Below are 17,149 nucleotides of genomic sequence, written 5' to 3'. Positions count from 1 at the left end.
TTCGGCTTGTCTTGGTTTTCTCTTGGCCGCGCTGCTTTTCTAGGCGTACACGACCTTCATCGCCGCCGCTTCGCGGGCCGCTGCCGCCGCCTCGGCCATCTTCGCCGCCCACGCTGCCGGATCCGCCACCTTCGCCGCTTCGTCCAACCCCCTGCTCTTCGCCACGCGGGCCGCCAGGTCGTCCGCCATCGCCTCCGCGAGGGCTTCCGTCTCGGCCAGGTGCCTCGCCAGCGCCCCCTGCGCCAGCAGGTCCGCCCGCAGCTCGGGCTTGCTCGATCTCAGGTATTCGTCCCTCATCAGCGCGAACGGCCCCAGGTTCGCCGCCGCTTCCTCTTCCGTTGCCAGGGTCGGCAGCAGAAGACCACCGCCCTCCCTGTACGCCATCTCCATCGCCTCTCCTTTCATCGGGCTCTTTTGCCGGATTATGGACGGCGGCGGCCAAGGGCGCAAACGTGCGATGGGATGCTTCCGGGGCTCTTTCCCGCATCGCGGGGGCTATCGTGCGCAGGACGGCTGCGGCGGCGCTTGCCGTGCGGCAGCCGAGCGCGTTCATCGCCCGGACCGTGCCGAACATCGGCAGGGCGTCCGCCGCGCGCGGCGTGATGAGCGCGCCGCCTTCGATGCCGCAGCGCGACGCCGCCTCGTAGGCGGCAGATGCCGCCGCGAGCTCCAGAAGCAGATCCCCGGCCTCGGGGGCTTCGAGGCGTTCCAGGCCGCTTCCGCCGCGCGCTTCCCCGATGGCCGCGACGGCCGATTCCGCGTTTTCGCGTACGGCGGCGCTCGCCGCCTCGGCGATGGCCTCGATGGTGCCTTTCCTGGCATCAGCCCCGAAGGATTCATGGAGGGCGCCGACGATGGCCGCCTCCTGCTCCGGGCCGCCAGCCCAAAGCGGCAGCGGGCGGGCGGCGCGCCCGGGCGCCGTGTCCGACACGTCGAAGTAGTAGCGCAACCGCCCCGTTCCCGGGGCTCCGAACACGGCGATTCCGACTGATCCGCGCTTCACCCGCCGGCCGAACAGGGCATCCCAGCGCTCCAATTCCAACACCGCCTTGGCGTCCGGGCGCTGCGCGTGGACGAGCGCCTGCTCCGGGAAGGGCAGCTTGTAGTTGCGGCCCGCCGATTCGAGGAACGCCTTCCACGCCTCGGGGCTTTCGCTCAAAGCGACGAGGGTCGTTCGGTAGAGTTCTTCAATGGTCCGGTACGTGCTCGCCACGCGTCACCTCCTCGGAAGCTTCGTAGGTTCGCTCGCAGGCGTGATTTCCCGCGGGCCCCTTGGTTAGAATCGGCCAAATCCTCCAATAGACGGGAGTTTTTCATGAGGAAGCTGCTCGCCCTGCTCAGGCTGGTGGCCGCCGTTTTCGCTCTGGCGGCTGCCGCCTACGTTTGCCTCGTCGTTTTCGGCGTTTTCTCGGCTCTCGACAGCGCGACCTCCGGGTATTCCATCTACCGCTAGCCGGCAGGTGGCGAATGGCCCTCGCGGGCCGCCCGCCCGCCGCGCGCGTTCTCATCGGATCTCGGGGATTTCGCGCTCGCCGAGTTCTTCGGCGTCCTTCTCGCGGCACCGCTTCATAGCGACGGCAAGGCATCCGAAGCCGGCCGCCGCGATGGCGGCCGAGACGGCGGCCAAGGGCGCGAGGTTCACGCCGGTCTTGTCGAAGGGCTCGCCCCCTTCGACTGCGGGCGCAGGGGTCGCCTCGTCCTCCATGGTCACTGTCTGAACGTCGCCCGTGGCCTCGACCTCGAATTCAACGTCCTCCGCCAGCTCATAGCCCTCGGGCGCGCTTTCCTCGTGCAAGGTGTACGTTCCCGGCGCGAGCTTCTCTATGCGGTGGGGCTCTTCGGCGGAAACCCACTCCTCCACCACGGCGCCCTCGGCGTCGAGCACCTGCATGGCCGCCCCGGAAAGCGGCGCGCCCGTTTCCGCGTCCACCTTCTCGGCATCGACCTTGGTGAAGTCGTCCTCCATGGTCACCTTCTGGGAAACCTGGCCGGACACCACCTCGAAATCCACGCTGTTTGCGACCAGGTAGCCCTCGGGGGCGATCTCCTCGCGCAGGGTGTAGGAGCCCTCGTCGAGCACGATCTCGTGCGGCTCTTCCCCGGACACCCATTCGTCCACCACGTTGCCTTCGGCGTCGGTCACTTGGAGCGTGGCGCCCGGAAGCTCCTCGCCCGTCACGATGTCGGCTTTGGAGATGGAGACGTGCGGCTTGTCCGAGTTCACCAGCGTCCCGAGGTCGATGGTCGCGCCGTCTCGGTACACGCTCACCTCGAACGCGGGGATGAGTTCCCGGTCGGCGTTCGCCTCGCAGGGCTGCTCTTCCACGATGTAGGCGTCATACGGCAGCGCGCCCAAGGCGTCGTCGGGCTCCCCGCCGCCGAACCACACGCCGGACTCCGCCGTGCCGCCGTTGGTGTCGGCGGTGTGGGGGTTCCACGACGCGGCGGTGGATGCGCAGCCGTTGGCGTCGGTGACGATGGTGTGGCTTTCTCCAGTGGTGGCGCTGGTGACGAGGAACGGCACGCCGGCCATGCGGCCTTGGTCGCCCTCGCCGACCTTCACGAGTTTCAAGTCGCCTCGGATGACCTGCTCAGTGAGCTCGTCGGCCACCTCGTGTTCGAAAACGGGCGATTCGCTGCCCGCCATGTCCGCTGTGACGGTTATCTCGTGGGCCTCGGGGTCGGGCAGGTAGCCGGCGGGCGCTTTCGTCTCCTTGATGGTCACGGTGCCGAGGGGGATGCCCTCGAAAGCCAGCTTCGAGTTCTCCACGACGCCCTTCGCGGTCACGTATTCGCCGCCGTGAAGGTAGGTGGCCTCGTACTCCGCGCCGTCGAGAGATGCGGCTCCCTGTGGCTCGGGCAGCAAGGTTTCGGCGTCTTTCTTGATGAGCGTGAGATTCACCGTGACGGGGGCGTCTTGCGCGTTCACGTGAACGTTGCCGCCGGCGACCGTCACGTGGAACTCCTCCTGGGAAAGCGCGTAGCCCGCTGGCGCGCTGATCTCGCGCACGACGTAGTCGCCGTTGGGCAGCTTCTCGGAGGTCTGCCCGTGGCCGCTCTCGTCGGTGGTGAACTGCGCCACGAGGCTTCCGCCCTGGTAGACGCCGTAGACCGCGCCGGCGAGCGTGTACTCGCCGTTGCCGGCCGTCACCGACGCATCGGCGCTCGTCTTGTCGAGCGTGACGAAGCCGCCCTCGGACAGCCCCCTGTACACGGCGAAGCTGGCGTAGGTCTTGCCGTGCCCGCCGTCGATGCCCCACATGTAGTCGAATCGCACGTTGCAGGTGCCGAAGTGTTCGCTCCATGCGTGATAGACCGTTGCGCCTTCGCCCGCGATGGCGCAGTGCACGGTGGCACCCGACGCGTTGGAGAACACGATGACGTCGCCCGGCTTCACGGTTCCCGCCGCGAACGCGGCGTTGTAGTCATCCGCCGACGAGCCGCGGAACGTCTCGTGCGCGGCGCAGAACGCCGCGATGGCGTCCGTTCCGCAGTTGCCGGGGCTTCCGCCGGGCCAGCTCAGCCCGTAGACGTTGGCGATGACCCAGCCGACGAACCCCGAGCAATCCCAGCCCGAGGTGCCTTTGCCTCCCCAGACGTAGGGCGTGCCCATCAGGTCTTCTATGCCGCCTTTCACTTCCTCCCAAGTGGCGTCGCTGAGCGAGCCGTCTGCCGCGTATGCCGCTTGGCTGCGCGAAGGAAGCCCCGCGAACACCGCCGCCGCGACGAGGAGGGCCGCGAGCATGCAGCGGATTATCTTGCCCGCAGCGCGGCCGTTGGTTGCCTGTGCTTTCATGTTCTTCTCCTTGCGTTGTCGTTTTCTGCGTTTGCGTGCCGGACGTTCGGATCGCCCTTACATTCCGTGCTCCCTTCTCTCGCTTTGAGGCCGTCAGCTTTCCGCGGGCTGCGCGTACACGAGCGTCCTCTCGTTCGCGTAGGTCGTGTACGAGCAGGTCACGAACGTGAACAGCTGCGAAGCGTTTTCGTCGTTCGATATGCGCACGTCGCACTCCTCGAAGCGTTGCGCGTACCAGGCGCGCATCTCGTCGGCGGATGAGAAGTCCGTCCGCTTGGCGTTTTCGCTGCCGTCGATCACGTCCACCGCCGACACGGAAAGCTCCATGGCCCCGTTGGGAGTTTGCAGCTCGATGGTCGGATGCGAGCGCGCGAACGCCTCGTCCGAGTAGCGCGCGAAGTCAGCGAACATCGCCACGAATCCGCCGCCCATGTTGTGACCGAACACCACCGCGCTCATGCCGCCCACGCCGTCGCACGCCGCGTCCACGTAGGGGCATCCGTAGGGGTTCCACGAGCGGTAGATGTCGTGGCTCAGGTAGTAATCGGGGTCGCCGCCCGGCGCCTGCACGACGGCGTAGTCGATGGCGGTGCCATCGACGCTCACCCACGCGACGATCGCGGGGTTCACAACCCGCCAGTAATCCCAATCGACCCCTTCGGCATCTGCCGCGGTGGGCGATTCGTTCGAAGCCATTGCGGAAACCGCTGCCGCTGACAGGCTTCCGAACGGCTGCCCCCTGGGGTTGGGCACCACCGACGCGGCGCTTCCGGCGGTCGATGCCTGGAAGGCGGCCATCGCCCCGCAGAGGGCGAGCAGCAGGATCCCGGCGAGAAGCCAGCCCGCCGCCCTCCGCCTCGGTCGCTTGTGGTCGGCTTCGCTCATTGGCTGCCCCCTTCCAAAACCGAAGGCGGCCCCGCAGAGCCGCCTTCGGTTTTCGTTTCTCTCCGGTATGAGGTTTTATTTCCGGCAAGGTTGGTTGCCATCCCCTTCTTCGGCTGGTAATCCCCGGAAGGGGGTGGGGTGTGGGGAGGGGGAAACCCGGAAAACGCCCTGGTTGCAACATATGCTGGATCAGGGCGCACGTCCCCCTTGGCCTGTCGGTGGGCCTCAGCGCTCGCGGGCGCGCTTCCTCTCGTGGCGCTCTAAGAGCTCGAGCGCCTTGACTATGCGGGCCTCCACGGCCTCCCTGCTCGTGCCGGGCTTGAAGAAACGCTCTATCTTCTCGCGGGGGATGCGGAACTGTTCCACCTGGTTGGGTTTGCGCTCGCCCATGATGGACGCCATGGCTTCTCGCGACAGCGCGCCCTGCTCCGAGAGCCTGCGCATCCTGATCGCCTGGGCGTGGGACGGCGTGCACGCCTCCATCCCCATGGCGTCGAGCAGGTCGTCCTGCTCCCTTTCGGACAGATAGCTGATCTCCACGGCGGGGCGCATGGCCATCGACCCGCCGTCCACCATGTCGAGCAGATCGGGGTTGAGGTGCGTGAGGCGGACGTAGCGCTGTACTTGGCTTTTGCTCTCCCCCGATTGTTCCGCCACAATGTCGCGCGAGCGTGCGTTGGCCAACTTGTGCCCCACTGGGGCACAAGTCAAGTCGGAGCGGTACCCCTGCCGGCTCAGAGCGTCGATTTTCATCTTGTAGGCGAACGCTTTCTCGCTCGGCAACACGTTCTCGCGCTGGATGTTCGCGTCCACCATCGCGATGACCGCCTCGTCGTAGGTCATCTCCCGAACCACGGCGGGAAGGGCCTCCAGCCCCGCCATCTCGGCGGCGCGCTTGCGCCTGTGGCCGCTCACCATCTCGTAGCGCCCGTTCTCCTTCGGCCTCACGAGCGCGGGCACGAGCACGCCGAATCTGGAAACGCTCTCGGCCATGTCGCGCAAGGCGTCGTCATCGACGCGGAAGGGATGGTCCGGGAAGGGATCTATCATGTAGAGGGGGATGACCCCCACTTTCTCGCAGCCCACCTCGTCGCGCTCGGCCTGCGTGGTGAACAGGTCATCGAGCGACGGCAGGTCGATGGGTATCGCGCTTTCTCTGGGCATCTTCGAGCACCTCCTCCGCCAGCTTCGCGTAGGCCGCCGCGACGGGGCTTTTCGCGTCGTGTTGGAAGATGCTCTTTCCGTAGGCGCTCGTCTCCGCAGCCCTCACCGCCAAGGGCACGGTGGCGCCGAACACGCGCAGCGTCTTCCCGTAGCCTTCGCGCAGCGAGGCCTCGATCTGCTTGGCGAGGTTCGTCCTGCCGTCAACGAGCGTCAGCAGCACGCCCTCGATTTCCAAGTGTGGGTTGATCTGCCGCTTCACGCGCCCTATCGTCTTGACGAGCTGGGTCATGCCCTTCGCGGGAAGATACTGCGCCTGCACGGGCACGATGACGGAATCGGCGGCGGCCAACGCGTTGACGGCGAGCATGCCGAGGGACGGCATGCAGTCTATGAGGGCGTAGTCGTAGCCGCGCTTGGCCTCGTCGAGCCATGCTTTGAGCGTTCGCTCGCGGTTCATGGCGGTGACGAGCGCCACCTCTGTGCCCGACAGCTCGATGTTCGCGGGCATCAGGTCAACGCCCTCGGGGTGCTTCAATATCCCGGCATCGGGTTCCAGCGGCTCGTCGCGGGCGACCGCCTCCAAATGGGTCGCCAACGTGGTTTCCAGCTCGTCGGGATTGCGCCAGCCGAGCGATGCGGTGAGGTCGCCCTGCGGGTCGGCATCTATTAGCAGAACGCGCTTCCCGCTCATGGCGAGCGCCACGCCGAGGCTTGCGGCGGTGGTCGTCTTGCCCGTGCCGCCTTTCTGATTTGCTATCGCTACGACTTTGCACCTGCTCATAGGCGGTCTCCAATGGTTCGCAGGGCAGGTAGCGACGATGCGGCCACGAAACGAACACAAACGAAGCCCCTGTTGCATGGTCCGGCGGGGTCGAGAATGCGCACGTTCGTCAAAAGTTCGTCAAAAACGCGCGTTTCTCCTGTTTCCCGAACGGATTGAAAAACAAAGGCGTGTCGAAAAGTACGCCTTTGAACTGGTTTTTTGTGATTGTCTGTTTTGTGAGTTTCCTGAAAAATCGGGCGTGAAATTGATTGGGAAGCTTGGGCCTTACCACTTGGCGACGCCCGCATGCGTGAAGCGAATTATAGCGCACCTTTTCCCGTTCGAGAAGAAACACATATTTCGACATGGTTGATCGGTCTTCCCGCAGAGGACGCAAAGGGCGGCTTTGGTCACCCCCCCCCGACCCCAGACGTAGCCACTATCGGAACACGAGGGCGGACTAAAGTCCGCCCCTACGGGGTTTCGACGGCCCAGCAATAAAGCCTTCTCAGCAGCACGATATCAAGAGATGTTGCAGTTATGCCAGTTTAATAATTGTTTCATGCAACCATTTGCGCCCATGATAAGGTGCCTGTCGAACAGCCAAGGAGGCACCCATGAGCAACTTCTTCCAAAATCTGCCGTATAAGTTGGCGAACTTCATGGCGGGGCGCAACGGGCCGGATGCGCTGGCGCGCGCGTCGCTGTGGATGGGCGTGCTGTTCACGTTCCTGGAAATCATCACCGGCCTGGGCATTTGCTCGCTTATCGGCATGGTGTTCCTGTTGTACTTCATGTTCCGCTGCTTCTCGCGCAACATTACCGCCCGCGCTCGGGAAAACGCCCGCTACATCGCACTCACGGCCAAACCACGCGCTGCCTGGGCTCGTTTCAACACGCGGTGGGATCAGCGCAAGACGACCAAGTTCCTGAAGTGCCCGCAGTGCGGCCAGTCGCTTTCGGTGCCCAAGGGCAAGGGCACGCTGAAGATCACGTGCCCGAAGTGCCGCAACCAGTTCACGACGAAGTCGTAGAGAGCCAATCCTCAGGCTAAAATGCCAGCGGACTCATATCTTCGCGAACACTTGAGAAAGGAATCGCATGGACGGGAAAGCTATTCACCGGTGCCTGCATGTGCTGGATTTGGAGAAGTCGATCGCGTTTTACGAGAAGGCGCTCGGCATGACCGAGATTCGCCGCATGGGGCCCGAGGACGGCTCGTGGACCAACGTGTTCATGGGCAGCGACGCCTCGGGCTTCCAATTGGAACTCACCTGGAACCGCGAGCGCACCGAACCCTACGACAACGGCGGCCGCGACTCGCATCTGGCCTTCACCGTCGACGACTACGAAGCGGCCCGCGCATTGCATGAGGAGATGGGCTGCATTTGCCACGTGAACGAGGCCATGGGGCTGTACTTCATCGAAGACCCCGACGGCTGCTGGCTGGAAATTCTGCCGAATAAGGCCGAGTTCGCGCCCCAGGCCGGCGTGGACGTGCTGGACGCCATGGCGCGCCGCCGCAGCCTGCGCCGCTATTCCGGCGAGCCGGTGCCGCAAGCGCTGCTCGACCGCATTCTGGAGGCGGGGCTGCGCTCGGCATCGGGGCGCTCGCGGCGGCCGTGGGAACTCATCGTCGTGCGCGACCGAGCCATGCTGGACGATCTGGCCGAATGCCGCGAGCAGGGCGCGGCCATGCTCACCGGAGCCGACGCGGCCATCGTCGTGGTGGCCGACCCGACGCTCGCCGATACCTGGGTGGAGGACTGCTCCATCGTCATGGCGAACATGCAGCTGGAGGCGGCGGCCTCCGGCGTGGGCAGCTGCTGGATTCAGGGACGCCTGCGCCAGGTGGCCGACGGGCGCTCGACCCACGAGTTCGTCGCGAACCTCCTGAAGGTGCCGGCCCCTTACCAGCTGGAGGCCATCCTCTCCCTCGGTATGCCCGAAGCCGAAGCCCCGCGCCGCCCCTTCGACGAAGCGCTGCTGGGGAAGGTGCATTGGGAGACGTTCTAGGATCCCAAGCCCATGCCGAGGCGGAAGTGAGCCCACTCCTTCGAGGGATTACGTTTGCATGGCAAAAGACGGCCTCTGTCGCCGCTTCATGCTTTGTCCTTTATGAAGTGCCAAGGAGCATGCGTTCGCTGACTCGGGCGGTGAAGGCGTGATCGGCGAGGACGGCGGTGAAGCTGCCCAAAGCGGAGCACTTCTACACGTAAGCCGAAATAATGGTTGCACGCGGACCGGTTCGTGGAAAAATGGAAGAGCAGATTAGTCAACGAACGCAACGCCATCGACGAAGCGCTTTCAACCGAGCGGAGGCAACAACCATGACCAACGAGACCATCGCGACCGAAACCACCGAGACCGTCGGGGAATTCCCCATCGACGAGCTTCTGTCTGACGGCATCACCAACACGCCGCCGTCGTTCGTGCGCGCCATTCTGGCCGCCGCGTCCGATCCTGCGGTGACCTCCTTCGCCGGCGGCCTGCCGAACCCCATTTCCTTCCCACAGGAAAAGCTGCTGGAATCGATGCAGCGCGTGGTGGCCGAGCGCGGCCCGGAGGCCTTCCAGTACTCCGTCACCGCCGGCGTGCCCGAGCTGCGCGCCTGGATCGCCGAGCGCTACAACCACCGCTTCGGCACCGACTACACCGAAGAGGACGTGCTCGTGACCACCGGCTCGCAGCAGGTGCTCGACCTGCTCGGCAAGGTGCTGCTGGACAAGGGCGACGGCGTCATCGTGGAAAAGCCCACGTACCTGGCTGCCATTCAGGCGTTCGCGCTGCAGCAGCCCGTCTTCCGCGAGGTGGAACTGACCGAAGAGGGCCTGAACATCGACGAGCTGAACGCGGCACTCGATGCCGGCGCGAAGATGATCTACCTCATCCCGAACTTCCAGAATCCCACGGGCCTCACCTACACCGCCGAGAATCGCGAGCAGGTGCGCGAGGTGCTGGCCGGCCGCAACATCGTGGTAGTGGAAGACGACCCCTACGGCGAGCTGCGCTTCGAGGGCGACTCGCTGCCCTACATCGGCGGCACCGCGCTGCCCCACGGCGTGATCATGGGTTCGTTCTCGAAGACAGTCACCCCCGGCTTCCGCATGGGGTACCTCCTCACGAAGGATCACGACCTGCTGAAGGCGCTCAACACCGCCAAGGAAGCCGCCGACCTGCACACCAACGTGTTCGCTCAGTTCGTGGTGCTCGATTACCTGCGCCACAACGACCTGGACGAGCACCTGGTGAAGATCCGCGAACTGTACCGCACCCAGGCCCGCGCGATGACCGACGCCATGGCCGAGTTCTTCCCCGCCGAGGTGAGCTTCACCAAACCCGAGGGCGGCATGTTCCTCTGGGCGACGCTGCCCGAGGGCATTTCCACCATGGAGCTGTTCCCGAAGGCGCTCGAGCGCAACGTGGCCTTCGTGCCGGGCGACCCGTTCTACCCCGAGCCGGGCGCGCGCTCTACCATGCGCCTGAACTTCACCAACGCCGACGAGGAGACCATCCGCGACGGCATCCAGCGCCTGGGCGAGGTCATCGCCGCCGCGCTGTAAACCGTTTCGAAGGGGCACTCGCACCCTGTTCGTTTTCCATATCTTCCGTAGGGGGCGACCTTGGTCGCCCCTCTTTTGTCGTGTGAGCAAAACGCGCTCGGAAGGGCTGACCAAGGTCAGCCCCTACGGTGGGGACTGGGAGGGCAGGCCGAGGTCAGCCCCTACAGTGGGATGCGCGATAGGGGGGATGCAGCGGGGAACGCGAGCTCTATCGGCTCGGTTGATCCTTCACGAAGGAGCCGACCGCGATGGCAGCCACGGCGCACAGCAGGCCGCCGATGGCCCACGCGAGCCAGAAGTACGGCGTCTCGTACTCGGGCACGAACAGCATGACCAAGCCGGCAATGGTCGCGACGATCATGATGCAGGCGCACAAGCCGCTGGTAAGCTGATCCTTGCGGCGCTTGCGTTCGATACGGGCGCGGGCACGCTCGATCTCCTCATCGGACGCCTCGGGCACGCCGAGCAGCGCGCAGATCTGCTCGTCGGTGTACATCGCGCGCAGGGCCGCCGCGTCGGAGTTCACAATGACTTTACCCTCGTCGCTTTCAGCAATCGCCTGCTCGCGCGCATCGTTGTAGTTGGCGATGTTCAGCCGGCCGAGCATCATGGAACCGTATACGATGCACCACACGCCGACCGCAATGAGCCCCATCATGAGCGCGGCCGCCTCGGTCTGAACAAATTCGCTCAAGGAGTCGGTCAAAGCCGTAAGCACGATGCCCGTAAAAACGAGCGCAATGCCCGCTACAAGCAGCCACGCGAAAAGACGCTGGGTGCGCTGACGATCTTCCACCGTGTAGAAATCCTGGATGAAGGGGTGGCTACGCTGAAACTCCGTATGTTGAAAAGCAGCTGTTACGATAAGGCCGAGACCGACGGCGATGCCCGCGAACAGGGGGATGAGGCTCGCGCCCGCAAGAGAGGGCGCTGTCGCCTCGGCCCAACCGGCCACGGCCATGAGAAGCGCCACACCGATGAGAATAGCGAACACGCCCCAGGCGATCTTCCATGCGAAGGCGCGCATGTGCTCATCGTAGCCGCACACATCTTGGGGCGGCCCACCGGCGGCCTCGCGCAGAACGGCGGCGCGCGCTTGCACAGCGGCCGTGGGCACGCCGGTCGTCAGATCGCCCTGCACAAGGTCGTCCAACGTCACGTCGAATATCTGGCACAGCTTCAGCAGCTTGTCCATTTCGGGATAGGACTTCTCGGCCTCCCATTTCGTGACGGACTGACGGCTGACGCCGAGCATGAGGGCCAGCTGTTCCTGGGTCATCGCATGGGTAGCGCGAAGATGTTGAAGGTTATCGCGGAAGCTCATGGTGGGCCTACTTTCTCTGAACGAGGGAAGACCGCTGCCCTGTGTCTTCGGGCTCCACGAAGGAGCCCGTGCCATCAGTCGTCGCCTTCCCCAAAGGACAAGTTCGGTTGATCAACAACGACCACTTTACCTGTCACTCAGGGTGCATTCTACCAACTTTCGGCATCAATTTTCGCAACGCGCAAGCGCCTTCTGGTTGCAAACCCCAGGTCAAGCCTTTAGAGCAGCGCCGCAAGAAAAGCAGCAAGCGCACCCGTAGCAGAGCCGATGAAGGCACCGGCAACAACGTCGCGCGGAAAGTGCACGCCGCCGAGAACGCGGCAAACCGCGAGCGCACCGGCCGCGACCAGCAGCACGACGGCAACGGGCACGCTGGCCACGAACCAACTTGCCGCAATGGCGAAGGCCGAGAAGGTATGCCGGCTCGGAAACGACTTGCCCGCGCCATCGCGAGCAATGAGCGGCGCGATGGAGCAGCACTCGTAGGGCCGCGGCGCATTGAACCGCCTCCGGAAGAAACTCACTGCGGCGAACCCCACGGCGGTGACGCCGACGAGGGGAGCCAGCTTCCACGGATCGCTCACGCAGGCCCACCCGAGCAACAGCGCATAGGCCCCGTAGAACACCACCACGATGCCGCGGTTGACGATGTTGAGTGCCCGAACAACGCCAGGGCGGCCCCGAAGAGGAGCCGCCCATTGCTCATAGCGTTGCTCGTAATGTTGCACGCAGCGCGCCTGATTCGTCACCGTCATCATTGCTTCCTCTTATAAGATTGCCTCCCAGAGTGTACAACGAAGGGATGCGTGTTAACGGCGAATCTTGCGAAACGCCATGGCAGCCCCAACAGCGGCAACGCCACTCACAAGAAGGATCACGGCGAACACCAGGCCCTTCTCATCGCCCGTCTGGGGAAGCGTCAGCACGCCGTCTTTGGAAGCAGCCTCCGCTTCGGCGTGATTAGCATTCCCCGCCGCAGCCTCATCGATCACTTGGGTGCCTTGGCTGCCGCCGTTGGAAGTCGCTCCCGTATTCGGCTTGCTCGCATCCGAACTGCCACTCGAGGAGCCACCTGGCGTGCCCGGTGCATTGCTCCCATCGTCCGCGTCACCGTTCGAGGGCCCGTCGGGCGTCACGTCCGGCGTTCCCGGCGTTTCGGGCGTTTCGGGAGCATCAGGCGTTTCGCCCGCACCCGGACCGTCGGGCGTATCCGCCGATTCGGTTCCCACTTCAATCTCATCGGGCCGCACGACAGGGCGCGTGTAGACAAGATTGATCTCATTTTTCGAGGAATCCATGTTCACGAACACGTCCTCGGGGTAGCTTCCCACATAGGCTAGGCCATCAACGGGTTCAGTCGCCTCGGCCAGCTCGTCGCCCGTTAGAACATCGGCGAACAGCTCGTTGCTACGTACCTCGCTGCCCATCTTCGTGAACCCGACCGTATGATCGCCGATCGTCTCGACCACCGTGTGGCTGTACAGCGGCATCGAAGCCGTGGCATCCAGCAAGGACGCCTCGTAGTAGTTCACCGTCACATCGCTGGACTGGCGGAAGTAATTCAGCCGAATGGCGTTCTTCGACGGATCTTCCGACACGGTCAGCTCGCGCGGCCAGCCGTCGAAGAAAGCGTATCCGGGATTGGTGCCCACATGATCCCATGCCTTCACCACGTCGCCCGGCTTCAAGCCCTCCACCGTCGTGGTGCCGAGCAGACGCGTACCGGTCAGCTCAGGAACGCCCCAATCTTCGAGCGTCGGATCGTCGTAGTGCACAAGTTCGAAATGATAGATGGTGACCGTTTGCGTCGCCTCCTCATCGGCCATCGCCGGAAGCGGTGCCGCAGCAAGGGCAAGGGCGAGAACGCCGGCCATCACCGGCACGCTAAGGCGACCTTTCAGCGCAGCACAAGATCGCGAAGCAAAAGCAAGCAGCGTTTTCACGTGAAACTCTTTTCTGTCAGCACCGGCCGAAAGCCGGCTTCCTTGGTCTCATAAATGTCTAGTTGTTAACTAGACTTACATACGTACTGTACTAAACTTGGGATAGGTATTCAATCATCTATCCCTATGAAAAGCGCGAGGCCAACCCCGTTCCATAACTTAAACATTGATGATTATTTCACACCGAATTTGTTGCGTTCTTTCCAAGGATCGTCCGCGCTATAATGCGGACAGCGTCCGCCGATGCGGAATCCACCGACCCGAAGAAAGGGGCTTCCATGCGCAGGAAAGACCGCGAGCAGAGCAAGGAGTTCGGTTGGAGCGTGCTTGAGACGTGCCCCTACGCCGTGCTCTCTACGACCGACGAGACGGGACTCCCCTACAGCATTCCCGTGTCCCCCGCCGTGCTCGATGGCGTCATCTACTTCCATTCCGCCAAGCACGGCACGAAATCGAAGCTTTTACGCGAGCACCCTGATGTGTGCCTCGTCGGCGTGCGCGATGTGGTGCCGCTGCCCGAGGCGTACTCCACCGAGTACGCCAGCGCCGTGATGCGGGGCACCGTCGCCGAGGTGACCGACGATGCCGAGCGCATTGCCGCCCTGCGGGCCATCGCCGAGCGCTACGCCGCCGAGAACCTCGGACATTTCGAGGCCGCCCTGGCTGAGGAGCTATCACGCACGCTCATGTGGAAGATCACCCCGACCGAGATAACCGCGAAGGCCCGGCTGCACGAGTAGGCCCTGCGCGCCCTTCCGTAGGGGCTGACCTTGGTCAGCCCTCATCAGGAGAGGTAACGGTACTTGAAAAGGGGCGACCAAGGTCGCCCCCTACGGACTATTCCTGCGATCAAGGGCACTCCCCCTATGGGAACAAACAAGAAGATACGGCGTGGGTTGCGGTTTGACTCAGGCGGGGTATGATGGAACCGGCGCGCGAAAAAAGCGGCGCGCCATCGTGCAATCAGAGGAGGAAACCGTGCAAATCATCGAAGACAAGGTGTACGCGTTCTCAAAGGACAACCCGCCGTGCTACACCGCCCAGCCGGGCGAGGTGCTGCAGTTCAACACGCTCGATTGCTTCTCGGGCCGCCTGACCGACGAGACGGTCACCATGAAGGACATGGACTTCTCCTACAACATCACCAACCCCGCCGCCGGCCCGGTGTACGTGGAAGGGGCCGAGGTGGGCGACGTTCTTGTCGTGGACATCTACGACATTCAGGTGGCCGACGAGGGCACCATCGCCACTGACGACCATTGCGGGCCTCTGTTCGAGGGCACCGACTACCGCACGAAGAAGATCAAGATCGAGGGCGGCATGGCCGACTTCAACGGCGTGCGCTTCCCCATCAACCCCATGATCGGCGTCATCGGCACCGCGCCCGCTGAGGGAGCCCCCGCCGACGGCTTCGTGGGCAACTACGGCGGCAACATGGACAACAAGCTCATCACCAAGGGTACGCGCCTGTACTTTCCCGTGCGCGTTCCCGGCGCGCTTCTGCAGATGGGCGACGTGCACGCCACCATGGGCGACGCCGAACTGTGCGGCACCGGCATCGAGATTGCCGCGCAGATCACCGTCCGCGTGAACGTGCTGAAGAACTTCGAGCTGAACTGGCCGGTACTGGAGACCTTCGGCCCGGCGGGCAAGTGGTACGTGAACGCCAGTGCCCAGGAGTACAACGAGGCGCTCGTGTGCGCATCGAAGGAGATGCAGCGCCTGCTCATGAACATCACCGGCTGGGATGCCGTGGAAACCTACATGTACATGTCGGTGCAGTCCGACGTGGAGATCAGCCAGGGCTGCAAGCCCTGCGAGGTGCAACTGTCCCTGCGCATCGGCACCCCGAAGCTGACCGAGTTCCCGCCGCTGGTGGGGTAGGCGTTCCCCTGCCCGCGCCGCAGCGCCGCCGCGGCGCCGTCACCGCCGTCACCGCTCTGCTCGAGAAGCCGCTTGGGAAGGCGGCTTCTTTTTGGTCTCTGCACCTTCTCCCTTGGCGGAATACGGGCCGCTTACGCTTCATAATGCTGTGCAAAATGGTAAACTATGGCCGCGCAAAAGCGCAGGAAAGGGGAATCGCCCGACCCGTGTTGGGAGGGATCACGGGCCGCACGATTCACGAGGAGAAGACTTGGAAGGGATAGAGAGGAGACGTCTATGTCACAACCCATCCAAGAGCCGACTATCGGCCTCGGCGAGGACATCGAGGCGTTCGGCTACAAGCAGGAGCTGAGGCGCGGCCTTCAGCTTCACGACGTCGTTCTGTACGGCGTTTTGTTCATGGTGCTGATCGCACCGCAGTCCATCTGGGGATCGCTGCAGGTTGATTCCGGTGGCCTGACCCCGCTCGTGTACATCATCGGATTCGTTGCCATCAGCTTCACGGCCCTGAGCTACGCCGCGATGTCCAGCAAGTTTCCCATCGCGGGTTCGGTGTACTCCTACGTGCAGCGCGCCATCAACCCGCACGTGGGCTTCATGTCCGGTTGGCTCATCTTGCTGGACTACATCCTGGTGCCCTCGCTTCTGCTGGTCATGGTCGCCAACTGGGGAACCACCCTCGTGCCCGGCTCGCCTTGGTGGCTTTGGGTGGTCGTGTTCATCGCTTTCAACACGTTTGTGAACGTGCGCGGCATCACCATGTCGAAAGGCGTTGACTGGATCATCTTCGCCGTGGAGATCCTGGCGCTCATCGTGTTCATCGCTGTGGGCTGCATGTATGTCTCCGGCGGCGGCGGCTACGGCGAGTTCTCCACCGAGCCGTTCTACAAGCCCGGAGAGGTCGACCTCCACTTTGTGGCCACGGCCGTATCCCTGGCTTGCCTGTCGTTCCTCGGTTTCGACGGCATGTCCACCCTGGCCGAGGAAACCTATAAGCCCGAGAAGAACATCGGCAAGGGCATCCTCATCGCGCTGTGCATCATGATCGTCGTGTTCGTGGCTCAGACTTATGTGGCCGCGCTCATTCTTCCCGACTGGGCGAACACCGATCCCGACATGGGCTTCTTCGACGCCTGCTACGCTGCCGGCGGTCTGCTGCTGCAGAACTTCATGCTGGTCATCAACATCGTCGCCATCGGCATCGCCAACATCATGAATGCCCAGATCGCCTCTTCGCGCCTGCTGTTCTCCATGGGCCGCGACGGCGTGCTGCCCCGCGTGCTCGGCAAGGTGCATCCCAAGTACCAGACCCCCTGGGTGGCCGCTATCTTCCTGGGCGCGTTCTCTCTGGTCCTCACTCTGACCGCCGGCCAGTTCGGCGGCATGACGGTACTCGCCCCCATGGTCAACTTCGGCGCGCTGGCCTCCTTCATCGTTTTGAACTTCGGCGTGTTCTGGTACTTCTGGTGCAAGGAGAAGCAGCGCGGCGGAAAGGCCGTTCTGCGCTACCTCATCTGTCCCTGGATTGGCATTCTTATCCTGATCTACGTGTTCACCGGCTTCGATCTACTCACCTATGGCGTGGGCGTCAGCTGGTTCATCGTGGGCCTCATCATTGCCGCGGTCATTTCCAAGGGCTTCAAGGAAGTGCCCGATGCCTTTAAGAACCTGGAAGTGTAGGCGGCGTTCCTGCAGATCCAGCAACTTTGCCCGCCGTAGCGCACGGCATCTTTCGAGCCCCCGACAACGTTGGGGGCTCTTCTTGTATACTAGATTCAGCCTCGAAACTCCCATCTATTTCCGATGAGCTGACCAGGGGGGTTCGTT

At 63.7% G+C, this 17,149-nt stretch carries 15 protein-coding genes; 7 read left to right on the top strand and 8 right to left on the bottom strand.

Annotation, left to right across the window (positions count from 1 at the left end; genetic code table 11):
• Window positions 1-39: 39 nt before the first annotated feature.
• Window positions 40-384: a TnpV protein gene (locus tag AEQU_RS13095; protein ID WP_223901146.1), complete on the bottom strand. Its 345-nt coding sequence runs from the start codon at window positions 382-384 to the stop codon at window positions 40-42.
• A 931-nt stretch (window positions 385-1,315) separates the two neighbouring features.
• Here AEQU_RS13095 and AEQU_RS12670 point away from each other — a divergent pair.
• Window positions 1,316-1,453 (top strand): hypothetical protein, encoded by a 138-nt coding sequence (locus AEQU_RS12670; RefSeq protein ID WP_009608915.1) that lies wholly within the window; start codon window positions 1,316-1,318, stop codon window positions 1,451-1,453.
• A 51-nt stretch (window positions 1,454-1,504) separates the two neighbouring features.
• Here AEQU_RS12670 and AEQU_RS00225 read toward each other — a convergent pair whose 3' ends face one another.
• From AEQU_RS00225 to AEQU_RS00210, 4 genes are all read right to left on the bottom strand, one after another.
• Window positions 1,505-3,796 carry a SpaA isopeptide-forming pilin-related protein gene (locus AEQU_RS00225; RefSeq protein WP_009305537.1) on the bottom strand — a complete coding sequence of 764 codons (2,292 nt, stop codon included), beginning with the start codon at window positions 3,794-3,796 and terminating at the stop codon, window positions 1,505-1,507.
• A 93-nt stretch (window positions 3,797-3,889) separates the two neighbouring features.
• Window positions 3,890-4,681, bottom strand: a complete 792-nt coding sequence (locus AEQU_RS00220; RefSeq protein ID WP_009305538.1) for a class B sortase — start codon at window positions 4,679-4,681, stop codon at window positions 3,890-3,892.
• A 225-nt stretch (window positions 4,682-4,906) separates the two neighbouring features.
• Entirely contained in the window at window positions 4,907-5,845 is a 939-nt protein-coding gene (locus tag AEQU_RS00215) for a ParB/RepB/Spo0J family partition protein (protein ID WP_009305539.1), read from the bottom strand.
• Complete coding sequence (locus tag AEQU_RS00210; protein ID WP_009305540.1) at window positions 5,799-6,626, bottom strand: ParA family protein; 828 nt, start codon at window positions 6,624-6,626, stop codon at window positions 5,799-5,801. Before AEQU_RS00210 ends, AEQU_RS00215 begins: the two co-directional genes overlap by 47 nt.
• Before the next feature lie 599 nt (window positions 6,627-7,225).
• Here AEQU_RS00210 and AEQU_RS00205 point away from each other — a divergent pair.
• From AEQU_RS00205 to AEQU_RS00190, 3 genes are all read left to right on the top strand, one after another.
• Window positions 7,226-7,642: a hypothetical protein gene (locus AEQU_RS00205; protein ID WP_022738122.1), complete on the top strand. Its 417-nt coding sequence runs from the start codon at window positions 7,226-7,228 to the stop codon at window positions 7,640-7,642.
• Window positions 7,643-7,709: 67 nt separating this feature from the next.
• Entirely contained in the window at window positions 7,710-8,624 is a 915-nt protein-coding gene (locus AEQU_RS12715) for a nitroreductase family protein (RefSeq protein ID WP_022738118.1), read from the top strand.
• A 314-nt stretch (window positions 8,625-8,938) separates the two neighbouring features.
• A complete protein-coding gene (locus AEQU_RS00190; protein ID WP_022738111.1) occupies window positions 8,939-10,171 on the top strand; it encodes an aminotransferase-like domain-containing protein in 1,233 nt (410 codons plus the stop codon).
• Between the two features lie 208 nt (window positions 10,172-10,379).
• On the opposite strand, the gene AEQU_RS00185 is transcribed toward AEQU_RS00190, so the two are convergent.
• The 3 genes from AEQU_RS00185 to AEQU_RS00175 all read right to left on the bottom strand — a co-directional run bounded on the left by AEQU_RS00185 (window position 10,380) and on the right by AEQU_RS00175 (window position 13,378).
• Entirely contained in the window at window positions 10,380-11,495 is a 1,116-nt protein-coding gene (locus AEQU_RS00185) for a helix-turn-helix transcriptional regulator (RefSeq protein WP_022738107.1), read from the bottom strand.
• A gap of 218 nt (window positions 11,496-11,713) precedes the next feature.
• Window positions 11,714-12,253 carry a phosphatase PAP2 family protein gene (locus tag AEQU_RS00180; protein ID WP_244874828.1) on the bottom strand — a complete coding sequence of 180 codons (540 nt, stop codon included), beginning with the start codon at window positions 12,251-12,253 and terminating at the stop codon, window positions 11,714-11,716.
• Window positions 12,254-12,304: 51 nt separating this feature from the next.
• Window positions 12,305-13,378 carry an LPXTG cell wall anchor domain-containing protein gene (locus AEQU_RS00175; RefSeq protein WP_041714245.1) on the bottom strand — a complete coding sequence of 358 codons (1,074 nt, stop codon included), beginning with the start codon at window positions 13,376-13,378 and terminating at the stop codon, window positions 12,305-12,307.
• Window positions 13,379-13,716: 338 nt separating this feature from the next.
• On the opposite strand from AEQU_RS00175, the gene AEQU_RS00170 reads away from it, so the two are divergent.
• The 3 genes from AEQU_RS00170 to AEQU_RS00160 all read left to right on the top strand — a co-directional run bounded on the left by AEQU_RS00170 (window position 13,717) and on the right by AEQU_RS00160 (window position 17,002).
• A complete protein-coding gene (locus AEQU_RS00170) occupies window positions 13,717-14,178 on the top strand; it encodes a pyridoxamine 5'-phosphate oxidase family protein (protein ID WP_041714243.1) in 462 nt (153 codons plus the stop codon).
• Between the two features lie 238 nt (window positions 14,179-14,416).
• Complete coding sequence (locus AEQU_RS00165) at window positions 14,417-15,322, top strand: acetamidase/formamidase family protein (protein ID WP_041714237.1); 906 nt, start codon at window positions 14,417-14,419, stop codon at window positions 15,320-15,322.
• Between the two features lie 276 nt (window positions 15,323-15,598).
• Window positions 15,599-17,002, top strand: coding sequence for an APC family permease (locus AEQU_RS00160; RefSeq protein WP_022738089.1), 1,404 nt, complete (start codon window positions 15,599-15,601; stop codon window positions 17,000-17,002).
• The last annotated feature ends 147 nt before the right edge of the window (window positions 17,003-17,149 follow it).

Source organism: Adlercreutzia equolifaciens DSM 19450 (assembly GCF_000478885.1).
Taxonomy (GTDB): Bacteria; Actinomycetota; Coriobacteriia; order Coriobacteriales; family Eggerthellaceae; genus Adlercreutzia; species Adlercreutzia equolifaciens.
This window is presented reverse-complemented; position numbering and strand designations above follow the sequence as displayed.

Excerpts from the sequence above, each read along its gene's own strand:
- AEQU_RS13095 (WP_223901146.1), bottom strand. The coding sequence starts at position 384 with ATGGCGTACAGGGAGGGCGGTGGTCTTCTGCTGCCGACCCTGGCAACG.
- AEQU_RS12670 (WP_009608915.1), top strand. The coding sequence starts at position 1,316 with ATGAGGAAGCTGCTCGCCCTGCTCAGGCTGGTGGCCGCCGTTTTCGCT.
- AEQU_RS00225 (WP_009305537.1), bottom strand. The coding sequence starts at position 3,796 with ATGAAAGCACAGGCAACCAACGGCCGCGCTGCGGGCAAGATAATCCGC.
- AEQU_RS00220 (WP_009305538.1), bottom strand. The coding sequence starts at position 4,681 with ATGAGCGAAGCCGACCACAAGCGACCGAGGCGGAGGGCGGCGGGCTGG.
- AEQU_RS00215 (WP_009305539.1), bottom strand. The coding sequence starts at position 5,845 with ATGCCCAGAGAAAGCGCGATACCCATCGACCTGCCGTCGCTCGATGAC.
- AEQU_RS00210 (WP_009305540.1), bottom strand. The coding sequence starts at position 6,626 with ATGAGCAGGTGCAAAGTCGTAGCGATAGCAAATCAGAAAGGCGGCACG.
- AEQU_RS00205 (WP_022738122.1), top strand. The coding sequence starts at position 7,226 with ATGAGCAACTTCTTCCAAAATCTGCCGTATAAGTTGGCGAACTTCATG.
- AEQU_RS12715 (WP_022738118.1), top strand. The coding sequence starts at position 7,710 with ATGGACGGGAAAGCTATTCACCGGTGCCTGCATGTGCTGGATTTGGAG.
- AEQU_RS00190 (WP_022738111.1), top strand. The coding sequence starts at position 8,939 with ATGACCAACGAGACCATCGCGACCGAAACCACCGAGACCGTCGGGGAA.
- AEQU_RS00185 (WP_022738107.1), bottom strand. The coding sequence starts at position 11,495 with ATGAGCTTCCGCGATAACCTTCAACATCTTCGCGCTACCCATGCGATG.
- AEQU_RS00180 (WP_244874828.1), bottom strand. The coding sequence starts at position 12,253 with ATGATGACGGTGACGAATCAGGCGCGCTGCGTGCAACATTACGAGCAA.
- AEQU_RS00170 (WP_041714243.1), top strand. The coding sequence starts at position 13,717 with ATGCGCAGGAAAGACCGCGAGCAGAGCAAGGAGTTCGGTTGGAGCGTG.
- AEQU_RS00160 (WP_022738089.1), top strand. The coding sequence starts at position 15,599 with ATGTCACAACCCATCCAAGAGCCGACTATCGGCCTCGGCGAGGACATC.